20 protein-coding genes and 1 pseudogene are annotated in these 15,628 nt (G+C 67.9%); 16 read left to right on the top strand and 5 right to left on the bottom strand.

Annotated elements, in window-relative coordinates:
* The first annotated feature begins 77 nt into the window (after nt 1-77).
* The 13 genes and pseudogenes from AWC17_RS02480 to rplO all read left to right on the top strand — a co-directional run bounded on the left by AWC17_RS02480 (nt 78) and on the right by rplO (nt 7,308).
* Nucleotides 78-1,592, top strand: coding sequence for an HNH endonuclease signature motif containing protein (locus tag AWC17_RS02480; protein WP_085164207.1), 1,515 nt, complete (start codon nt 78-80; stop codon nt 1,590-1,592).
* 73 nt (nt 1,593-1,665) lie between these two features.
* Nucleotides 1,666-1,819, top strand: a pseudogene (locus AWC17_RS33260) (PPE domain-containing protein); the annotation flags it as partial.
* A gap of 508 nt (nt 1,820-2,327) precedes the next feature.
* Nucleotides 2,328-2,864 (top strand): DinB family protein, encoded by a 537-nt coding sequence (locus AWC17_RS02490; protein WP_046185981.1) that lies wholly within the window; start codon nt 2,328-2,330, stop codon nt 2,862-2,864.
* A gap of 190 nt (nt 2,865-3,054) precedes the next feature.
* Nucleotides 3,055-3,423 (top strand): 50S ribosomal protein L14, encoded by a 369-nt coding sequence (gene rplN, locus AWC17_RS02495; protein ID WP_003403649.1) that lies wholly within the window; start codon nt 3,055-3,057, stop codon nt 3,421-3,423.
* Nucleotides 3,424-3,741 carry a 50S ribosomal protein L24 gene (rplX, locus tag AWC17_RS02500; RefSeq protein ID WP_046185982.1) on the top strand — a complete coding sequence of 106 codons (318 nt, stop codon included), beginning with the start codon at nt 3,424-3,426 and terminating at the stop codon, nt 3,739-3,741.
* Nucleotides 3,741-4,304: a 50S ribosomal protein L5 gene (gene rplE / locus AWC17_RS02505; RefSeq protein ID WP_046185983.1), complete on the top strand. Its 564-nt coding sequence runs from the start codon at nt 3,741-3,743 to the stop codon at nt 4,302-4,304. The genes rplX and rplE overlap by 1 nt, the downstream gene beginning before the upstream one ends.
* 4 nt (nt 4,305-4,308) lie before the next feature.
* The gene (locus AWC17_RS02510; RefSeq protein WP_007167851.1) at nt 4,309-4,494 is read left to right on the top strand and encodes a type Z 30S ribosomal protein S14; all 186 of its coding nucleotides are present in this window, start codon (nt 4,309-4,311) and stop codon (nt 4,492-4,494) included.
* A gap of 84 nt (nt 4,495-4,578) precedes the next feature.
* A complete protein-coding gene (gene rpsH / locus AWC17_RS02515; protein WP_046185984.1) occupies nt 4,579-4,977 on the top strand; it encodes a 30S ribosomal protein S8 in 399 nt (132 codons plus the stop codon).
* A gap of 10 nt (nt 4,978-4,987) precedes the next feature.
* Entirely contained in the window at nt 4,988-5,527 is a 540-nt protein-coding gene (rplF, locus tag AWC17_RS02520) for a 50S ribosomal protein L6 (RefSeq protein WP_046185985.1), read from the top strand.
* A 41-nt stretch (nt 5,528-5,568) separates the two neighbouring features.
* The gene (rplR, locus tag AWC17_RS02525) at nt 5,569-5,937 is read left to right on the top strand and encodes a 50S ribosomal protein L18 (protein WP_052742823.1); all 369 of its coding nucleotides are present in this window, start codon (nt 5,569-5,571) and stop codon (nt 5,935-5,937) included.
* Between the two features lie 38 nt (nt 5,938-5,975).
* Entirely contained in the window at nt 5,976-6,659 is a 684-nt protein-coding gene (gene rpsE, locus AWC17_RS02530) for a 30S ribosomal protein S5 (protein WP_046185987.1), read from the top strand.
* Entirely contained in the window at nt 6,656-6,871 is a 216-nt protein-coding gene (gene rpmD, locus AWC17_RS02535; protein ID WP_046185988.1) for a 50S ribosomal protein L30, read from the top strand. Before rpsE ends, rpmD begins: the two co-directional genes overlap by 4 nt.
* Nucleotides 6,868-7,308 (top strand): 50S ribosomal protein L15, encoded by a 441-nt coding sequence (gene rplO / locus AWC17_RS02540; protein WP_046185989.1) that lies wholly within the window; start codon nt 6,868-6,870, stop codon nt 7,306-7,308. The genes rpmD and rplO overlap by 4 nt, the downstream gene beginning before the upstream one ends.
* Here the strand turns inward: rplO and AWC17_RS02545 are convergent, their stop codons facing one another.
* The gene (locus AWC17_RS02545; RefSeq protein ID WP_046185990.1) at nt 7,309-8,235 is read right to left on the bottom strand and encodes an LLM class flavin-dependent oxidoreductase; all 927 of its coding nucleotides are present in this window, start codon (nt 8,233-8,235) and stop codon (nt 7,309-7,311) included. It lies immediately after the preceding gene.
* 39 nt (nt 8,236-8,274) lie between these two features.
* Between AWC17_RS02545 and sppA the strand changes: the two genes are divergently transcribed.
* Nucleotides 8,275-10,047 carry a signal peptide peptidase SppA gene (gene sppA / locus AWC17_RS02550; RefSeq protein WP_085164211.1) on the top strand — a complete coding sequence of 591 codons (1,773 nt, stop codon included), beginning with the start codon at nt 8,275-8,277 and terminating at the stop codon, nt 10,045-10,047.
* A 4-nt stretch (nt 10,048-10,051) separates the two neighbouring features.
* Here the strand turns inward: sppA and AWC17_RS02555 are convergent, their stop codons facing one another.
* From AWC17_RS02555 to AWC17_RS02565, 3 genes are read right to left on the bottom strand one after another with little or no spacing between them, the layout of a single operon-like run.
* Entirely contained in the window at nt 10,052-10,966 is a 915-nt protein-coding gene (locus AWC17_RS02555) for a class I SAM-dependent methyltransferase (RefSeq protein WP_046186834.1), read from the bottom strand.
* Nucleotides 10,967-10,988: 22 nt separating this feature from the next.
* Nucleotides 10,989-11,897 carry a class I SAM-dependent methyltransferase gene (locus AWC17_RS02560; RefSeq protein ID WP_046186833.1) on the bottom strand — a complete coding sequence of 303 codons (909 nt, stop codon included), beginning with the start codon at nt 11,895-11,897 and terminating at the stop codon, nt 10,989-10,991.
* A gap of 16 nt (nt 11,898-11,913) precedes the next feature.
* Nucleotides 11,914-12,864 carry a class I SAM-dependent methyltransferase gene (locus tag AWC17_RS02565; RefSeq protein WP_047322588.1) on the bottom strand — a complete coding sequence of 317 codons (951 nt, stop codon included), beginning with the start codon at nt 12,862-12,864 and terminating at the stop codon, nt 11,914-11,916.
* A 97-nt stretch (nt 12,865-12,961) separates the two neighbouring features.
* Here AWC17_RS02565 and AWC17_RS02570 point away from each other — a divergent pair, with 97 nt between their 5' ends.
* Nucleotides 12,962-13,729, top strand: a complete 768-nt coding sequence (locus tag AWC17_RS02570; RefSeq protein ID WP_085164213.1) for an SDR family NAD(P)-dependent oxidoreductase — start codon at nt 12,962-12,964, stop codon at nt 13,727-13,729.
* Complete coding sequence (locus tag AWC17_RS02575) at nt 13,726-14,958, top strand: zinc-dependent alcohol dehydrogenase (protein WP_046185943.1); 1,233 nt, start codon at nt 13,726-13,728, stop codon at nt 14,956-14,958. The genes AWC17_RS02570 and AWC17_RS02575 overlap by 4 nt, the downstream gene beginning before the upstream one ends.
* Here AWC17_RS02575 and AWC17_RS02580 read toward each other — a convergent pair.
* Complete coding sequence (locus tag AWC17_RS02580) at nt 14,955-15,593, bottom strand: class I SAM-dependent methyltransferase (protein WP_372517372.1); 639 nt, start codon at nt 15,591-15,593, stop codon at nt 14,955-14,957. The genes AWC17_RS02575 and AWC17_RS02580 overlap by 4 nt on opposite strands.
* Nucleotides 15,594-15,628 lie beyond the last annotated feature (35 nt).

Consider the following 15,628-nt stretch of genomic DNA (forward strand, 5'->3'; position numbering starts at 1 on the left):
TGCTTTAGAAGCCTTGCCTAGCAACATATTTGGAGAATTCTAGGCCGCTAGTCCACTTAAGCAGATAAGCAGTACACATGTTCGAAGCAAAGGCCTCGTCGCCGGAGGTGATCGCCGGGTTTGATGAGGTGTTCGAGCGGCGGTATCCCTCGAAGACGGCGGAGTCGGCGGGATTCCTGGCCGAGGCCGGCGGATGCGTGCGTGCGGAGAATCGGGCGGTGGCCGGGCAGTTGGCCGCGATCGGGCGGTTGTTCGCCTATCGGCTGTCGCGGTGTGCTGAGACCGAGGACTGGGCGGTGGACACCGAGGCGGCGGTGGCGGCCGAGGTGGCCGCGGAGTTGCGGATCAGCCAGGGGTTGGCGGCCAGCCGGGTGCGTTATGCCCGGGCGCTGCGCGAGCGGCTGCCGCAGGTGGGGGAGGTGTTCGCCGCCGGGGACATCGATTTTCGGATGGTGGCGACGTTGGTGTTTCGCACCGATTTGATCACCGATGCCGAGGTGTTGGCGGCCGTGGACGCCACGCTGGCCGCCAAAGTGGGGCGGTGGCCGTCGTTGACCCGGGCCCGGTTGGCCGCCCAGGTGGACAAGGTTGTGGCGGGCGCGGATGCCGACGCGGTGCGCCGGCGCCGGGAACGCGCGGCGGGCCGCGAGGTTTGGATCGGCGATATGGGGGAGGGGTTGGCGCGCATCGAGGGCGCCCTGTTCAGCCCGGACGCCCACGCGTTGGATGAGCGGCTGAACGCGTTGGCGGCCACCGTGTGTGCCCATGATCCGCGCAGCCGCGAACAGTGCCGCGCCGATGCGTTGGGGGCCCTGGCCGGCGGGGCCGACCGGCTAGCCTGCCGCTGCGGAAGGGCTGACTGCGCGGCCGGCACCCGGCCAGCGGCCAGTCCGGTGGTGATTCATGTGATCGCCGAGCAGGCCACCCTTGATGGCGGCGCGGCGCCGGCCTCCGAACTCAACGCTGACGGGTTGATCCCGCCCGAGCTGATCGCCGAGTTGGCCGCGTCGGCCAGACTCACGCCGTTGGTCCACCCCGGCGACGCCCCACCGGAGAAGGGCTATGTGCCCTCCCAGGCGTTGGCCGATTTCGTGCGGTGCCGGGATTTGACCTGCCGCTGGCCGGGCTGTGACTGCCCGGCGGTGGCCTGCGACATCGACCACACCATCCCCTACGGCACAGGCGGTCCCACGCATGCCTCCAACCTCAAGTGTTATTGCCGCACTCATCATTTGGTGAAAACGTTTTGGGGCTGGAGCGAACAGCAGCTGCCCGACGCGACGCTGATCCTGACCTCACCGGCCGGGCGCACCTATGTCACCACCCCGGGCAGCGCGCTGCTGTTCCCCAGCCTGTGTCGGGCCACCGGCGCGATCGCGGCCCCCGAAGCCGACCTGGCGCCGGACTACTGCGGCCAACGCACCGCCATGATGCCGCGACGACGCCGCACCCGCGCCCACGACCGCGCCACCCGCATCGCCGCCGAACGCCGCCACAACCGAACGGCCCGCCAAGCACGCCAACAAGCAAGCCACACCACCCAATACCTGCCACGCGACGCCACTGGCGACGAAGACCCACCACCGTTCTAGTTCCGTTCGGCCTGAGCGCAACCAGAAGCGGTACCGTCGCGCCTCGGCGACCGTCTATATAAGGCCGTGACCGCAGCAGGCTCAGCAAATGGCCACCTCGGCCGGAAGCCGCCGCGACGGCATTTACCTCCGCGGCGGTGGTCAATCCCGCGCAGACCAGCGCTAACAGGACGCGGCTGGTGCAGTTGCTGGCCACCGACCGGTTTGGGAGCAGCACGGCGGCGATTCCTCTTAGGCGGGCCGGTGAAAGCGCCCGATTTGATGAGCTCTTCGAGCGGCTTTGGCGGTACGATATGTGCCTAATCTTGGAGAGCATGATCGTGAGATGCGTCGCTAAAGGTGTTGCGTTACTCGCCGTTTGCGTCCCGGCCGTCGGCGCGCCGGAGGCCGCGTTGGCCGACACCGTCGACCCAAACCACCTAGCTTCGGTGCAAAGCTGGCCGGACAACACATGCGGCGGCTTTTTTTCCTGGCACGTGATCAACGACTTGAAGGATGCTTCGATCCGCGCGACCGTGGCGGTTCAACGCAATAAGGGTACTGAGGAGTTCGACGATCGATACGTCTACAACCTGGCCCCTGGCACGTCGAGTTTTGTCTCGTGCAAAAGAATAACGGCTACTGACGGCCCTACTTCTTACGACGTAACCGCCTGGTTGGTGGGCGCAGAAAAAGCTTAGGAAACGGCCCACCGGCGACGAAGACCCACCACCCTTCTAGGTGGAAGATTGCTCCATGCCCGCGTCGCTGCCCCCGTTGGCTGACGAAGACCACGTCTGTGCTGCCTGTGGGTTGAGTTATTCGGACACTCGGGTCGACGACGCGGTCGGCGTCATCGCCGATCTGCCCGACGCCGTTCGGGAGGTGGTCTCCGCGATCTCGCCTGAGGTGCGACGGATACGGCCCGGTCCCGACGTGTGGTCGGTCGCCGAGTACCTCTGCCACCTGCGCGATGTCTACATCAGCTTCACCATCCGGCTGCACCGCGTCCGCACCGAGCACCGGCCCGCCCTGGAGCCGATGTTCAACGATCTGCGGGCCCGGCGCTTCCGGTACAACGATTGCGACGTCGATGCCACGCTCGACGAGCTGGCGGCCGCCGTGGCGGGCTTCCGCGACGAAGTCGCGCGCATCGGAGATCACGACTGGGACCGCACCGCGACCCGGTTGCCGGGCGAGCAGCGCACAGCCCGCTGGTTCGTGCGCCAGGCGATGCACGAAGGTGTGCACCACCTGGGCGATATCCGGAGAATCGGAGAAACGGCTCCTTGAACCCGCCTCGGCCGCGAATTTGGCTCTGAGCTGGTCGTCCCCTAGACTCTAGGGGTTGCCTTGGGCAGACCTCGGCCGGTGCGAATCGGCCCCGCGTGCCCTTCGGTGACAAAGACCGCGCATGTCAGGTTTTTTTGGTGGGCTGTGGCTTGCCTCCTGCCGTGCACACGTAACCAGGTCAGGAGATCGAGTGATTCAGCAGGAATCGCGGCTGAAGGTCGCCGACAACACCGGCGCCAAGGAGATCTTGTGCATCCGGGTGCTCGGCGGTTCGTCGCGACGCTACGCCGGCATCGGAGATGTCATCGTCGCCACCGTCAAGGACGCCATTCCCGGGGGCAACGTCAAGCGTGGGGATGTCGTCAAGGCCGTCGTGGTACGCACGGTCAAGGAGCGTCGCCGCCCGGACGGCAGCTACATCAAGTTCGACGAGAACGCCGCGGTGATCATCAAGCCCGACAACGACCCGCGCGGTACGCGCATTTTCGGCCCCGTCGGCCGCGAACTGCGTGAGAAGCGGTTCATGAAGATCATCTCGCTTGCCCCGGAGGTGTTGTAAATGAAGGTCCGCAAAGGCGACACCGTCTTGGTCATTGCCGGCAAAGACAAAGGGGCCAAGGGCAAGGTCTTGCAGGCCTACCCGGAACGCAACCGGGTGCTGGTCGAGGGCGTCAACCGGATCAAGAAGCACACCGCGATCTCGAGCAACCAACGCGGAGCCCAGTCCGGCGGAATCGTCACCCAGGAAGCCCCGATCCACGTCTCCAACGTGATGGTGGTCGACTCGGACGGTAAGCCCGCTCGCGTCGGTTACCGGGTCGACGAGGAAACCGGCAAGCGGGTCCGCATCTCCAAGCGCAACGGCAAGGACGTCTGATGACTACTGCAGAGAAGGTTCAGCCGCGCCTGAAAGAGCGCTACCGCAACGAGATTCGTGATTCGTTGCAGCAGCAGTTCGGCTACGCCAACGTCATGCAGATCCCGACCGTGACCAAGGTCGTTGTCAACATGGGCGTCGGCGATGCGGCGCGAGACGCGAAGCTGATCAACGGCGCGGTCAGCGACTTGGCGGCGATCACCGGGCAGCGGCCGGAGATCCGCAGGGCGCGCAAGTCCATCGCGCAGTTCAAGCTGCGTGAGGGCATGCCCATCGGCGCCCGGGTCACCCTGCGGGGGGACCGGATGTGGGAGTTCCTCGACCGTCTCACCTCGATCGCGCTGCCGCGTATCCGCGACTTCCGCGGGCTTTCGCCCAAGCAGTTCGACGGTGTCGGCAACTACACGTTCGGGCTGGCCGAGCAGTCGGTATTCCACGAGATCGACGTGGACAAGATCGACCGGGTCCGCGGCATGGACATCAACGTCGTCACCTCGGCGACGACCGACGACGAAGGACGAGCGCTGTTGCGGGCCCTCGGCTTTCCCTTCAAGGAGAACTGAGCAGATGGCGAAGAAGGCACTGGTCAACAAGGCCGCACGCAAGCCGAAGTTCGCGGTGCGCGGCTACACGCGCTGCAACAGGTGCGGCCGCCCGCGCGCGGTCTTCCGCAAATTCGGCCTGTGCAGGATCTGCCTGCGCGAGATGGCGCACGCGGGCGAGCTGCCCGGCGTGCAGAAGAGCAGCTGGTAACAGCCAGGACCCCAAGACCAACCCAAAACAGGCGCGCGACAGGCCCGGACCGGGAACCACCGCGAGGAAGGTACCAACGCTGTCATGACCATGACGGACCCAATCGCAGACTTCTTGACACGTCTGCGCAACGCCAACTCGGCGTATCACGACGAGGTGACGTTGCCGCACTCCAAGATCAAGGCCAACATCGCCCAGATCCTCAAGACCGAGGGCTACATCAGCGATTACCGGACCGAAGACGCTCGGGTGGGCAAGTCGCTGATCGTTCAGCTCAAGTACGGCCCGAGCCGGGAGCGCAGCATCGCCGGGTTGCGGCGAGTGTCCAAGCCCGGTCTGCGGGTGTATGCGAAATCCACCAACCTGCCGCGCGTTCTCGGCGGCCTGGGCGTGGCGATCATCTCGACCTCCTCGGGCCTGCTGACCGATCGTCAGGCAGCCAGACAGGGCGTGGGCGGCGAAGTCCTCGCGTACGTGTGGTGAGGGAGTAGACATGTCGCGCATTGGTAAGCAGCCGGTTCCGGTTCCCACCGGAGTCGACGTAACGATCGAGGGCCAGCACGTCTCGGTGAAGGGGCCCAAGGGCAGCCTGAATTTGACGGTCGCCGAGCCGATTGCGGTGGCGCGCAACGACGACGGCGCGATCGTGGTCACCCGCCCGAACGACGAGCGGCGCAACCGCTCGCTGCACGGGCTGTCGCGCACCCTGGTCTCCAACCTGGTCACCGGCGTGACCGAGGGGTACACCACCAAGATGGAGATCTTCGGAGTCGGTTACCGCGTGCAGCTCAAGGGCGCCAACCTCGAGTTCGCGCTGGGCTACAGCCATCCTGTGGTTATCGAGGCGCCCGAGGGCATCACGTTCGCGGTCCAGTCACCGACGAAGTTCTCGATCTCCGGGATCGACAAGCAAAAGGTCGGCCAGATCTCGGCGAACATCCGCCGCCTGCGCCGCCCCGACCCGTACAAGGGCAAGGGCGTGCGCTACGAGGGTGAGCAGATCCGCCGCAAGGTCGGAAAGACAGGTAAGTAGTCATGGCGCAAAAACAAGCTGACACCGCCGCGCGAAAGCCCGTGGGGCAGAGCGTATCCGCAACTCGCCGGGTCTCTCGGCTGCGTAGGCATGCCCGGCTGCGCAAGAAGGTCACGGGCACCCCGGAGCGCCCGCGGCTCGTCGTCAACCGATCCGCACGACACATCCACGTGCAACTGGTCAACGACGAGAACGGCACCACGGTGGCCGCCGCCTCTTCAATCGAGGACGACGTGCGCGGGCTGCAGGGTGACAAGAAGGCCCGCAGCGTGCGGGTGGGCCAATTGATCGCCGAGCGCGCCAAGGCCGCCGGCGTCGACACCGCGGTGTTCGACCGCGGCGGGTACACCTACGGCGGACGGATCGCGGCGCTGGCCGACGCCGCACGCGAGAACGGATTGAGTTTTTAGATGATCGAGACCTCGAACAAGACTGGAAGGACCGCATAATGGCGGAACAGTCGGCCGGCGGGCAGGGCGCCCCAGACAGCCGCGACTCGCGCGGTGACCGCGGTGACCGCGATAGCCGCGGTCGGCGCGATGGTGGCGGGCGTGGTGGCCGCGACCGCGACGGCGACAAGAGCAACTACCTCGAGCGGGTCGTCGCCATCAACCGTGTCTCCAAGGTGGTCAAGGGTGGTAGGCGCTTCAGCTTCACCGCACTGGTCATCGTGGGCGACGGCAACGGCATGGTCGGCGTCGGCTATGGCAAGGCCAAGGAAGTTCCGGCCGCCATCGCCAAGGGCGTGGAGGAGGCGCGCAAGAGCTTCTTCCGCGTGCCGTTGATCGGCGGCACCATCACGCACCCGGTACAGGGTGAAGCGGCCGCCGGCGTGGTCCTGCTGCGCCCGGCCAGCCCGGGTACCGGTGTGATCGCCGGCGGCGCGGTGCGTGCGGTGCTGGAATGCGCTGGGGTCCGCGACATCCTGGCCAAGTCATTGGGCAGCGACAATGCGATCAACGTGGTGCACGCCACCGTCACCGCGCTCAAGCTGCTGCAGCGTCCCGAGGAGGTGGCCGCCCGGCGCGGACTGCCCATCGAGGACGTCGCCCCGGCCGGAATGCTGAAGGCGCGCAGGGAAAGCGAAGCGCTGGCCGCCAGTGCCGCGCGAGAGGGAACGGCACAGCAATGAGCCAACTGAAGATCACCCAGGTGCGCAGCACCATCGGGGCCCGTTGGAAGCAGCGGGAGAGCCTGCGCACCCTGGGCCTGCGGCGGATCCGCCACTCGGTGATCCGTGAGGACAATCCACAGACCCGCGGCCTGATCGCGGTGGTCAACCACCTCGTCGAGGTGGAGCCGGCCGAGGCGCAAGCCGCCGGGACCGGAGGGAAGAAGAAATGACGATCAAGCTGCACGACCTGAAGCCCGCGCCCGGCTCGAAGACCGCCCGCACCCGAGTCGGTCGCGGTGAGGGCTCGAAGGGCAAGACGGCCGGCCGCGGTACCAAGGGCACCAAGGCGCGCAAGAATGTGCCGGCCACTTTCGAAGGTGGGCAGATGCCGATTCACATGCGGCTGCCCAAGCTCAAGGGATTCCGGAATCGGTTCCGCACCGAGTACGAGATCGTCAATGTCGGTGACATCAACCGGCTGTTCCCGCAGGGCGGTTCCATCGGCGTGGACGAGTTGGTGGCCAAGGGCGCGGTCCGCAAGAACGCGTTGGTCAAGGTCCTCGGCGACGGCAAGCTGACCGTCAAGGTCGACCTGACCGCGCACAAGTTCAGCGGCAGCGCCCGCGAGAAGATCACCGCCGCGGGCGGATCGGCCACCGAGCTCTGATCAGCCCAGCCGCGGAATGACCTCCGCGGCAAGGCGTTCCATCTGCTCGCGGTTCTCTCCGACGTCGACGCCGACGGGATTCAGCAGCAGGTACTCGGCGCCGGCGTCGATCACCTCACGCAGCCCGCGCACGACGTCGTCGGGTGTGCCCGAAACCGGAACGTCTTCGACGCCCGGCATCTTGCCGTAGATGCGCCGCAGCCCGGCGAGCACTCGCTCGCGGGCCCGCGCCTCGTCGTCGTCGACCATGAGGTAGACGCGTTTGCCGATGGTGAAATGTGCCTGGTCCTTTCGCTGTTCGTCGAGTTCACGGCGCACCACGGTGACGGCTCCGGCGAAGGCCTCGGTGGTCGACGAACCGGCGCCCAGGAACGAGTCGCCGAGCCGGACCGCCCGGGCCAGGGCCTTCGGGGCCAGGCCGCCGAACCAGATGGGCGGGTGCGGCCGCTGCACCGGCTTGGGCGCAATGGGCAGGTCGTCGACGTCGCGGAACCGGCCATGGAAGGTCACCCGGGGTTCGTCGGACCAGGCCGCCTTCATCAGTTTCAGGCCCTCGGTGAAATACGAGATGTACGTGTCCTTTTCGACGCCGAACGCGGCGAACCTGCGGGAGCCGCCGCCGGTTCCGACGCCGAGGTCCAACCGGCCGTGGCTGAGCCGGTCGACCGCAGTGACGGAAGAGGCCAACTGCAGCGGATCGTGCAGTGACGTCACCAGGACGGCGACCCCCAGGCGCAATCGCTCGGTGCAGGCCGCGCAGTAGGCCAGCAGCTCCAGCGGCGCCAGCAGCGGGGCGTTCCCGATGATCTGCTCGAGCACCCAGCCGCCCTCGAACCCGAGCTCCTCGGCGCGGGCCAGGTACCCGCGCAGCCCGTCGGCGTCGAACCGGTCGTAGTCGAATTGGGGGATGGCGATGGAGAACCTCACCCCACCACCGTACGGCGGCGGTGTCGGTACGCTGCAGACATGTTCGCCTTCCTGCCCTCGATTCCCGGAGTCGACGACGTCCGCGCGCTGGCCGACCGAGTCGACACCGCCCGCCACCACGGCGTGCCCAACGGCTGTGTGCTCGAGCTCGACCTGCGTACGGCGCCGCCGGAGGCGACGGGGTTCGACCCGCTGGCGATCTTCACCGGCGGGAGGCCGATGGCGCTGCGCGACGCGGTCGCCGCCCTCCACCGCGCGGCCGAGGACCCGCGGGTCGCCGGCCTGATCGCCCGGGTGCAACTTGCGGCGTCGCCGCCGGCGGCGGTGCAGGAGCTGCGCGAGGCGATCGCCGCGTTCAGCGCCGCGAAGCCGTCGCTGGCCTGGGCCGAAACCTACCCGGGCACGCTGTCCTACTACCTGGCCTCGGCGTTCCGCGAGGTCTGGATGCAGCCGTCGGGAAGCGTCGGGCTGATCGGCTTCGCGAGCAACGCCACCTTCCTGCGTGACGCCTTCGACAAGGCGGGGATCGAACCCCAATTCGTCGCGCGCGGCCAATACAAGTCGGCGGCAAATCGTTTCACCGAGCACGGCTTCACGACGGCGCACCGCGAGGCCGTCACCCGGATGCTGGAAAGCCTGCAGGAGCAGGCGTGGCAGGCGATCGCCGAATCGCGCAAGCTCGACCCGGGAGCGCTCGATGCGCTGGCCGACCGCGCCCCGCTGTTGCGCGACGACGCCGTGGCCGCCGGCCTGCTCGACCGGATCGGATTCCGCGACGAAGCCTACTCTCGCATAGCGGAACTGGTTGGTGTAAAAGATGTTTCGGATGACACCGCGCCGCGGCGGCTGTACTTGGCGCGCTACGCGGGTGCGGCCCGCTCCCGGCTGGCGCCGCCCAAGCCGTCGGTTCCCGGCCGTCGGCCCAAGCCGACCCTGGCCGTCATCACCCTCGACGGCATGATCGTCGACGGACGCGGCGGGCCCCAGTTCCTGCCGTTCGGTGCCGCTACCGCCGGTGGCGACACCATCGGGGCGGCACTACGGGAGGCAGGCGCCGACGACTCGGTGTCCGCGATCGTGCTGCGGGTGAACAGTCCCGGCGGCACGATCACCGCGTCGGAGAGCATCTGGCGCGAGGTGACCAGGGCCCGCAACCGCGGCAAGACGGTGGTGGCTTCGATGGGTGCGGTCGCCGCTTCCGGCGGTTACTACGTCTCGATGGGGGCCGACGCTATCGTCGCCAACCCGGCGACGGTGACCGGTTCGATCGGTGTGATCACCGGCAAGCTGGTGATCCGCGATCTGCTGGAACGGTTGGGGGTCGGGTCGGATACCGTGCGCACCAACGCCAATGCCGACGCCTGGTCGATCGACGCGCCGTTCACGCCGGAGCAGCAGGCCCATCGAGAAGCCGAGGCGGACCTGTTCTACGCGGACTTCGTGCAGCGGGTCGCCGAAGCCCGCAACTTGACGGCCGAGGCCGTCGATCGTGTTGCGCAGGGACGAATCTGGACCGGCGCCGACGCGTGCAAGCACGGCCTGGTCGACGAACTCGGCGGGTTCCGCACCGCGGTGCGCCGGGCCAAGGTCCTGGCCGGCTTGGACGCGGACAGCGATGTCCGCATCGTCAGCTATCCGAGCTCCTCGCTGCTGGACCTGGTGCGACCCCGGGCCTCGTCCCAACCGGCCGCCGCGTCACTGCCGGACGCGCTGGCCGCCCTGCTGGGCCGCACGGTCAGCGGCATTGTGGACAACATCGAACAGTCGATGAGCGGCGCCAGCGTGCTGTGGCCGGGGCAGTCGCGGTTTTAAAAAACTACCCGGTGAGCCCGCCGCTGATGAAGATGATCTCGCCGAGCGGGTCGTCGTTTTCCGGCGCGGGCGCCTCGATGCCCTGGCGGCGGAAGAGTTCCGTTCGGGTCGTGCCTTCGACGTCCCACCCCTTGGACCGCAGATAGTGTACGACGTGGTTGCGCTCGCCGGCGTAGACCAGTGACGCCATGTCGATGTCCACGCCGTGCTCGCGGAACGAACCGGACATCTCCCGCACCCTGTCGGCATCGAAATCGACTATGCCGGGCACGAATTCGGTGGCGATCGTGCTTCCGGGCGCGCTGAGTGCGGTGATGTTGTCGAACAATCGGTCCTGGGCCTCCGGCGGCAGGTAGATCAGCAGACCCTCGGCCAGCCAGGCGGTCGGTGCCGTTGTATCGAACCCGGACGCTCGCAGGGCGGTCGGCCAGTCGGCGCGCAGATCGATGGGCACGGTGCGCCGCGTCGCGGTCGGCTCCGCACGGATCCCGGCCAACGTGCTCGTCTTGAATTCGATCACGCGGGGCTGGTCGATCTCGTAGACCACCGTGCCGTCCGGCCAGGGCAACCGGTAGGCGCGCGAGTCCAACCCGGATGCGAGGATCACCACCTGCCGGATTCCACCGCCGGTGGCGTTGAGGAAGTAGTCGTCGAAATACTTGGTGCGCACCGCCATTCCGTCGACCATCGCCTGCACACGCACCAGCGAAGCGTTCTCGATCGCGTCGAGGTCGAGCTCGCCGTCCATCATCTTGGTGAAGAAGTCCACCCCGACCGCGCGCACCAGCGGTTCGGCGAACGGGTCGTGGATCAGGCCGCGGGGGTCCTTCGTCGCCATGGCGCGCCCGGCGGCCACCATGGTCGCGGTCGCGCCCACACTGGACGCCAGATCCCACTCGTCGTCGTGAGCGCGTGACATAGTCGAAACCCTAGCCAACCCGCTACGCCAGCGTTGCGGCGACGTAGCTCAGCTCGCCGAAGGTGGCCGACATCTCGTCCTCGGGGAATTCGAAACCGTTCTGCGCGAACAACTCCCGGGCCGGATGGGTGGTCACCTGCCAGCCGTGGGTCCTCAGGTAGTCGACGACGACGTTGCGTTCGCCCCGGTAGAACAGGTCGGCCGCGTTGAGGTCGAAACCGAAGCGCTGCCACCGTTCGCTGATGCGCTGCAGCCGCTCGTCGGAGAACGCGTTGGGATCGGGCACGTGTTCGGTGGCCACCCGGCTGCCCGGCGCGCTGAGCGCGGTGATGTTGTCGAACAACCGGTCCTGGGCCTCGGGCGGCAGGTAGGGCAGCAGCCCTTCCGCGCTCCACGCGGTCGGCCGCGTCACGTCAAATCCGCCTTCCCGCAATGCCGCCGGCCAGTCGCCGCGCAGGTCGATCGCGATCGCGCGGCGCTCGGCTGTCGGGGCTGCGCCGAGGCCGGCCAGCGTGTCGGTCTTGAACCCGATGACCTGCGGCTGGTCGATCTCGTAGACCACGGTGCCCGCAGGCCAGCGCAAGCGGTAGGCGCGGGTGTCCAGGCCGGAAGCCAGGATCACCGCCTGCCGCACACCGTCTTCGGTGGCGCCGGTGAAGAAGTCGTCGAAAAACCGGGTGCGAACCGTGATCTGCTCGGCCCGGGCCTTGCGGTTGAACAACGGGTCGTCCTCGAAATCGACCTGTCCGTCGACGATGCGGATGAAGGGCTCCAGGCCGACGGCCCGGACGAGCGGGTCGGCCAGCGGATCGTCGAGGAGCGCATCGGGGCCCTGCGACGCCACCGCGCGGGATGCCGCGACCATGGTGGCCGTGGCACCCACGCTGGAAGCGGGTCCCCAGCTGTCGCCTTCCGTACGTCCCGATTCCATAGTCATGCGATGGTTCCTATTTCTTGTCCAGCGTGCCGCTCACATAGAGCATCTCACCCATACGCACGTCGTCGTCCTCGAGCGGCGGAAGCCCGTTGGCCGAGAACAACTCCCGGATGCTGACCCCGTGCAGCGACCAACCGCGCTCGCCGAGGTAGGGGGCCGCCTCGTTGCGATCGCCGAAGTAGACGAGGCCCGCCATGTCCAGGTCGAAACCGTGCGCACGCCAGCGTTCCGAAATGTGCTGCATGCGTTCGCGCATCTTGTCCTCGTCCCCGGGCTCGGGGTTGGGCGCGCTTTCGACCGCCAACCGGCTGCCCGGCGCGCTGAGGTCGGTGATGGTGTCCAGCAGGCGGTCCTGGGCCTCCGGGGGCAGGTAGCCGAGCAGGCCCTCGGCGCTCCACGCGGCCGGCCGGGACGGGTCGAATCCGGCCGCCCGCAGCGCGGCGGGCCAGTCGTCGCGCAGGTCGATGGCCACCACGCGCCGGTCGGCGGTGGGTGCGGCGTCCAGCTCGGCCAGGGTGCGCGACTTGAAGTCGATCACCTGCGGCTGGTCGACCTCGTAGACCACGGTCCCGGCGGGCCACGCCAGCCGGTAGGCGCGGGCGTCCAGCCCCGAGGCCAGGATCACCGCCTGGGTGATTCCCGCGCGCGTCGCGTCCAGGAAGAACTCGTCGAAGAACTTGGTGCGCACCGCCATGTTGTCGGCCATGCGGGACATCGCGCCGGCGGACCCGGTCGCGCCGTCGTGCACGTCGTTCAGCTCGTCCGGCTTCACTTCGCCGGTCGCCAGCCGGGTGAGCAGGTCCACGCCGACGGCCCGGACCAGCGGCTCGGCGAACGGATCGTTGATCAGCGGACGGTCGGCGCGGGAGGCCACCGCACGGGCGGCGGCGACCATCGTCGCGGTCACGCCGACGCTGGATGCCAGGTCCCAGGTGTCGCCCTCATACCTGGTGGAAGTCATAGTTCTCCCCTGTTCAGAAGTAGTTAGGCTAATATTTAGCTAATATAACAAGCCTCCACTACTGTACGCTTCCCCCGATTCGCGGCAACCTTGACTGATGGCTGCGGGTGACCGGGTACTCATCACGGGCGCTTCGTCGGGACTGGGGGCGGCCCTGGCGCGACAGCTGGCCGGGCGGTGGGCGGTGGTGGGGCTCGTCGCGCGCCGCCGGGACCGGCTCGAGGAGGTGCTGGCCGACTGCCGGCGCACCTCGCCTGGGTCGGCGATGTGGGTGGCCGATCTGGCCGACACGGCGGCCCTGGGTGACCTGGCCGCGCGGGCCTGGGATGCGCTCGGCGGGATCGACGTGCTGATCAACAACGCCGCCGTTCCGAAGCGGCGGCCCGTCACCGCGCTGGCCCCGGACGAGGTCGAGGACGTCATGCGGGTCAACTTCTTCGCCCCGATGCGGCTGACGCTGGCCTTACTGCCGCGGATGCTGGCGCGCCGATCCGGCCTGATCGTCAACGTGTCGAGCGTCGGGGGACGGCTCGGAATCATCCACGAATCCGCCTATTGTGCAAGCAAGTTCGCGTTGTGCGGGTGGAGCGAGGCGATGGCCGTGGACCTGCACGGCTCCGGGGTGTCGGTGAAGCTGATCGAACCGGGTCCGGTCGACACCGAGATCTGGGACCAGCCGGGCAGTGAGGAACCCCTTTACCGGGGGCCGAAGGTGGCCGCCGAGGTGGTGGCCGACGGCATCATCGCGGCGCTGGACGGCGATGGCTTCGAGCACTACGTGCCCGATCTGAAAGCGGTCGTCGACGCCAAGAACGCCGACCTCGATGCGTTCATTGCGGGCGCGGCGGGGCTGACGCAGCGATGAAAGCGCTGGTGTACGGCGTGCCGCCGGAGCCTTTCGCGGTTCCCGACGGCGCCAACACGCTCACGGCGAACCTGGGCCGAACCCCGACCGCCCTGCGGCAGGTGCCGGAACCGCAACTGCCGCACGATGATTGGGTGCTGACTCGGCCGCGGCTGACCGGCATCTGCGGCTCGGATTCCAAGCAGATCCTGATGGACTTCGGCGAGGGCGACGCCGACAACGCCATGTCGTCCTTCTGTTCCTTCCCGCAAGTCATGGGCCACGAGGTGGTCGCCGACGTGGTGGCGCTGGGTCCCAAGGCCCGCGGGCTAGAGGTGGGGCAGCGGGTGGTGCTCAACCCGTGGCTGTCCTGCGGGCCCCGCGGCATCGAGCCGCCCTGCCCGGCGTGCGAGGACGGCGATTACAGCCTGTGCTGGAGCTTCACCGACGGGGACATCAAGCCCGGCATCCACACCGGGGTATCCGCCGATGTGACCGGCGGTTACGCGGAATGGATGCCCGCCCACGACAGCATGCTCTTCGGTGTGCCGGATTCGATTCCGGACGAGATGGCCGTGTTCGCCGATCCGTTTTCGGTATCCCTGCACGCGATCATCCGCCACCCGCCCCCGCGCTCGGGCCGCGCCCTGGTGTACGGGGCCGGCTCGCTGGGGTTGTGCGCGGTCGCGATCTTGCGGGCGCTCTACCCCGACGTGGCCGTCGCGGTGGTGGCGCGCTTTTCGGCCCAGGCCGAGCTGGCCCGGTCGTTCGGGGCCGCGTTGGTGCTCGAGCACGAACCCCGCCTGGCCGTCATCGAGGAGCTGGTCGCCTGGGGCGGTGGCCGGCTCCGGCAGCCGCTGCTGGGGCTGCCGATGGCCCACCCCGGCGCGGTCGATGTCGTCTACGACACGGTCGGCAAGCCGGAGACGTTCGAAGTCGGGGTCCGGGTGCTGCGCTCGCGCGGGACGCTGGTGAAGGCCGGTGTCCATGCGCCAGGCCGGTGGGAGTGGAGTCCCTTGTATTTCAAGGAGATCGCCCTGGTGGGGTCGAATGCCTTCGGTGTCGAGGAGGTTGCCGGGCAGCGCAAGCACGCCATCGCCCACTACCTCGACCTGGTCGCTGCCGGCCGGGTGGACCTGCGCCCGATGCTGACGCACACCTTCTCCCTCGAGCGGTGGCGCGACGCGTTCCTGGCGATCGCCAACCAGGGCGACAGTGGCGCGGTGAAAGTCGCTATCGATCAGCGCTAGGCGGGGCGCGTGGCTCGGTAGTAGTTCAACCGCCCGAGAATGCGGTGCCGGGTCGATGCGACCTCGGTGCAGTCAAATCCGGCCGCGGTCAGCAGTCGAGGAATCGCGTCACCGAGGTTGCCGGCCGCGTGGGGACTGCGCCGGATGAGCCGTGCCATCAGGCCGTGGTCGGCGGTCATGTCGCCGCCGATGTCGACCAGGTGCAGCCTGCCGCCGGGACGCAGGACCCGGAAGATCTCTTGCGCCGCGGCGGTTTTCGCCTGGCTGTCGACATGGTGCAGCATCATCGACGACAGCACCCTGTCGAATTCGCCGTCGGCGTAGGGCAGCCGCTCGGCGTAGCCGCGCTCGAAACGGACGTCGTTCGCCTTCCGCCGCGCCCGGTCGAGCGCTCGCGGATCGGGGTCGCAGCCGACCGCGTCCAGGTGGGGATGGTCGCGTTTGGCCCGAATGATGAGATTCCCCGTGCCGCAGCCGATTTCCAGGACCCGACGGCAGTCGGTGAGCTCGGCCTGCGCGATGAGGGCCTGGTGAACCCTTTTGATACCCAGCAGGCGTGAGATCAGGTCGTAGCAGGGCAGCAGCGCGTCGTGGCCGGCGGCGGGCAAGTAGTCATGTGGATGATGTTTCGTCACATCATCCATGGTGAAGCGATGGACCGTGGAAGAAT

Source organism: Mycobacterium nebraskense (genome assembly GCF_002102255.1).
Classification (GTDB): Bacteria; Actinomycetota; Actinomycetes; order Mycobacteriales; family Mycobacteriaceae; genus Mycobacterium; species Mycobacterium nebraskense.

Excerpts from the sequence above, each read along its gene's own strand:
- AWC17_RS02480 (WP_085164207.1), top strand. The coding sequence starts at position 78 with ATGTTCGAAGCAAAGGCCTCGTCGCCGGAGGTGATCGCCGGGTTTGAT.
- AWC17_RS02490 (WP_046185981.1), top strand. The coding sequence starts at position 2,328 with ATGCCCGCGTCGCTGCCCCCGTTGGCTGACGAAGACCACGTCTGTGCT.
- rplX (WP_046185982.1), top strand. The coding sequence starts at position 3,424 with ATGAAGGTCCGCAAAGGCGACACCGTCTTGGTCATTGCCGGCAAAGAC.
- rplE (WP_046185983.1), top strand. The coding sequence starts at position 3,741 with ATGACTACTGCAGAGAAGGTTCAGCCGCGCCTGAAAGAGCGCTACCGC.
- AWC17_RS02510 (WP_007167851.1), top strand. The coding sequence starts at position 4,309 with ATGGCGAAGAAGGCACTGGTCAACAAGGCCGCACGCAAGCCGAAGTTC.
- rpsH (WP_046185984.1), top strand. The coding sequence starts at position 4,579 with ATGACCATGACGGACCCAATCGCAGACTTCTTGACACGTCTGCGCAAC.
- rplF (WP_046185985.1), top strand. The coding sequence starts at position 4,988 with ATGTCGCGCATTGGTAAGCAGCCGGTTCCGGTTCCCACCGGAGTCGAC.
- rpsE (WP_046185987.1), top strand. The coding sequence starts at position 5,976 with ATGGCGGAACAGTCGGCCGGCGGGCAGGGCGCCCCAGACAGCCGCGAC.
- rpmD (WP_046185988.1), top strand. The coding sequence starts at position 6,656 with ATGAGCCAACTGAAGATCACCCAGGTGCGCAGCACCATCGGGGCCCGT.
- rplO (WP_046185989.1), top strand. The coding sequence starts at position 6,868 with ATGACGATCAAGCTGCACGACCTGAAGCCCGCGCCCGGCTCGAAGACC.
- sppA (WP_085164211.1), top strand. The coding sequence starts at position 8,275 with ATGTTCGCCTTCCTGCCCTCGATTCCCGGAGTCGACGACGTCCGCGCG.
- AWC17_RS02555 (WP_046186834.1), bottom strand. The coding sequence starts at position 10,966 with ATGTCACGCGCTCACGACGACGAGTGGGATCTGGCGTCCAGTGTGGGC.
- AWC17_RS02560 (WP_046186833.1), bottom strand. The coding sequence starts at position 11,897 with ATGGAATCGGGACGTACGGAAGGCGACAGCTGGGGACCCGCTTCCAGC.
- AWC17_RS02565 (WP_047322588.1), bottom strand. The coding sequence starts at position 12,864 with ATGACTTCCACCAGGTATGAGGGCGACACCTGGGACCTGGCATCCAGC.
- AWC17_RS02570 (WP_085164213.1), top strand. The coding sequence starts at position 12,962 with ATGGCTGCGGGTGACCGGGTACTCATCACGGGCGCTTCGTCGGGACTG.
- AWC17_RS02575 (WP_046185943.1), top strand. The coding sequence starts at position 13,726 with ATGAAAGCGCTGGTGTACGGCGTGCCGCCGGAGCCTTTCGCGGTTCCC.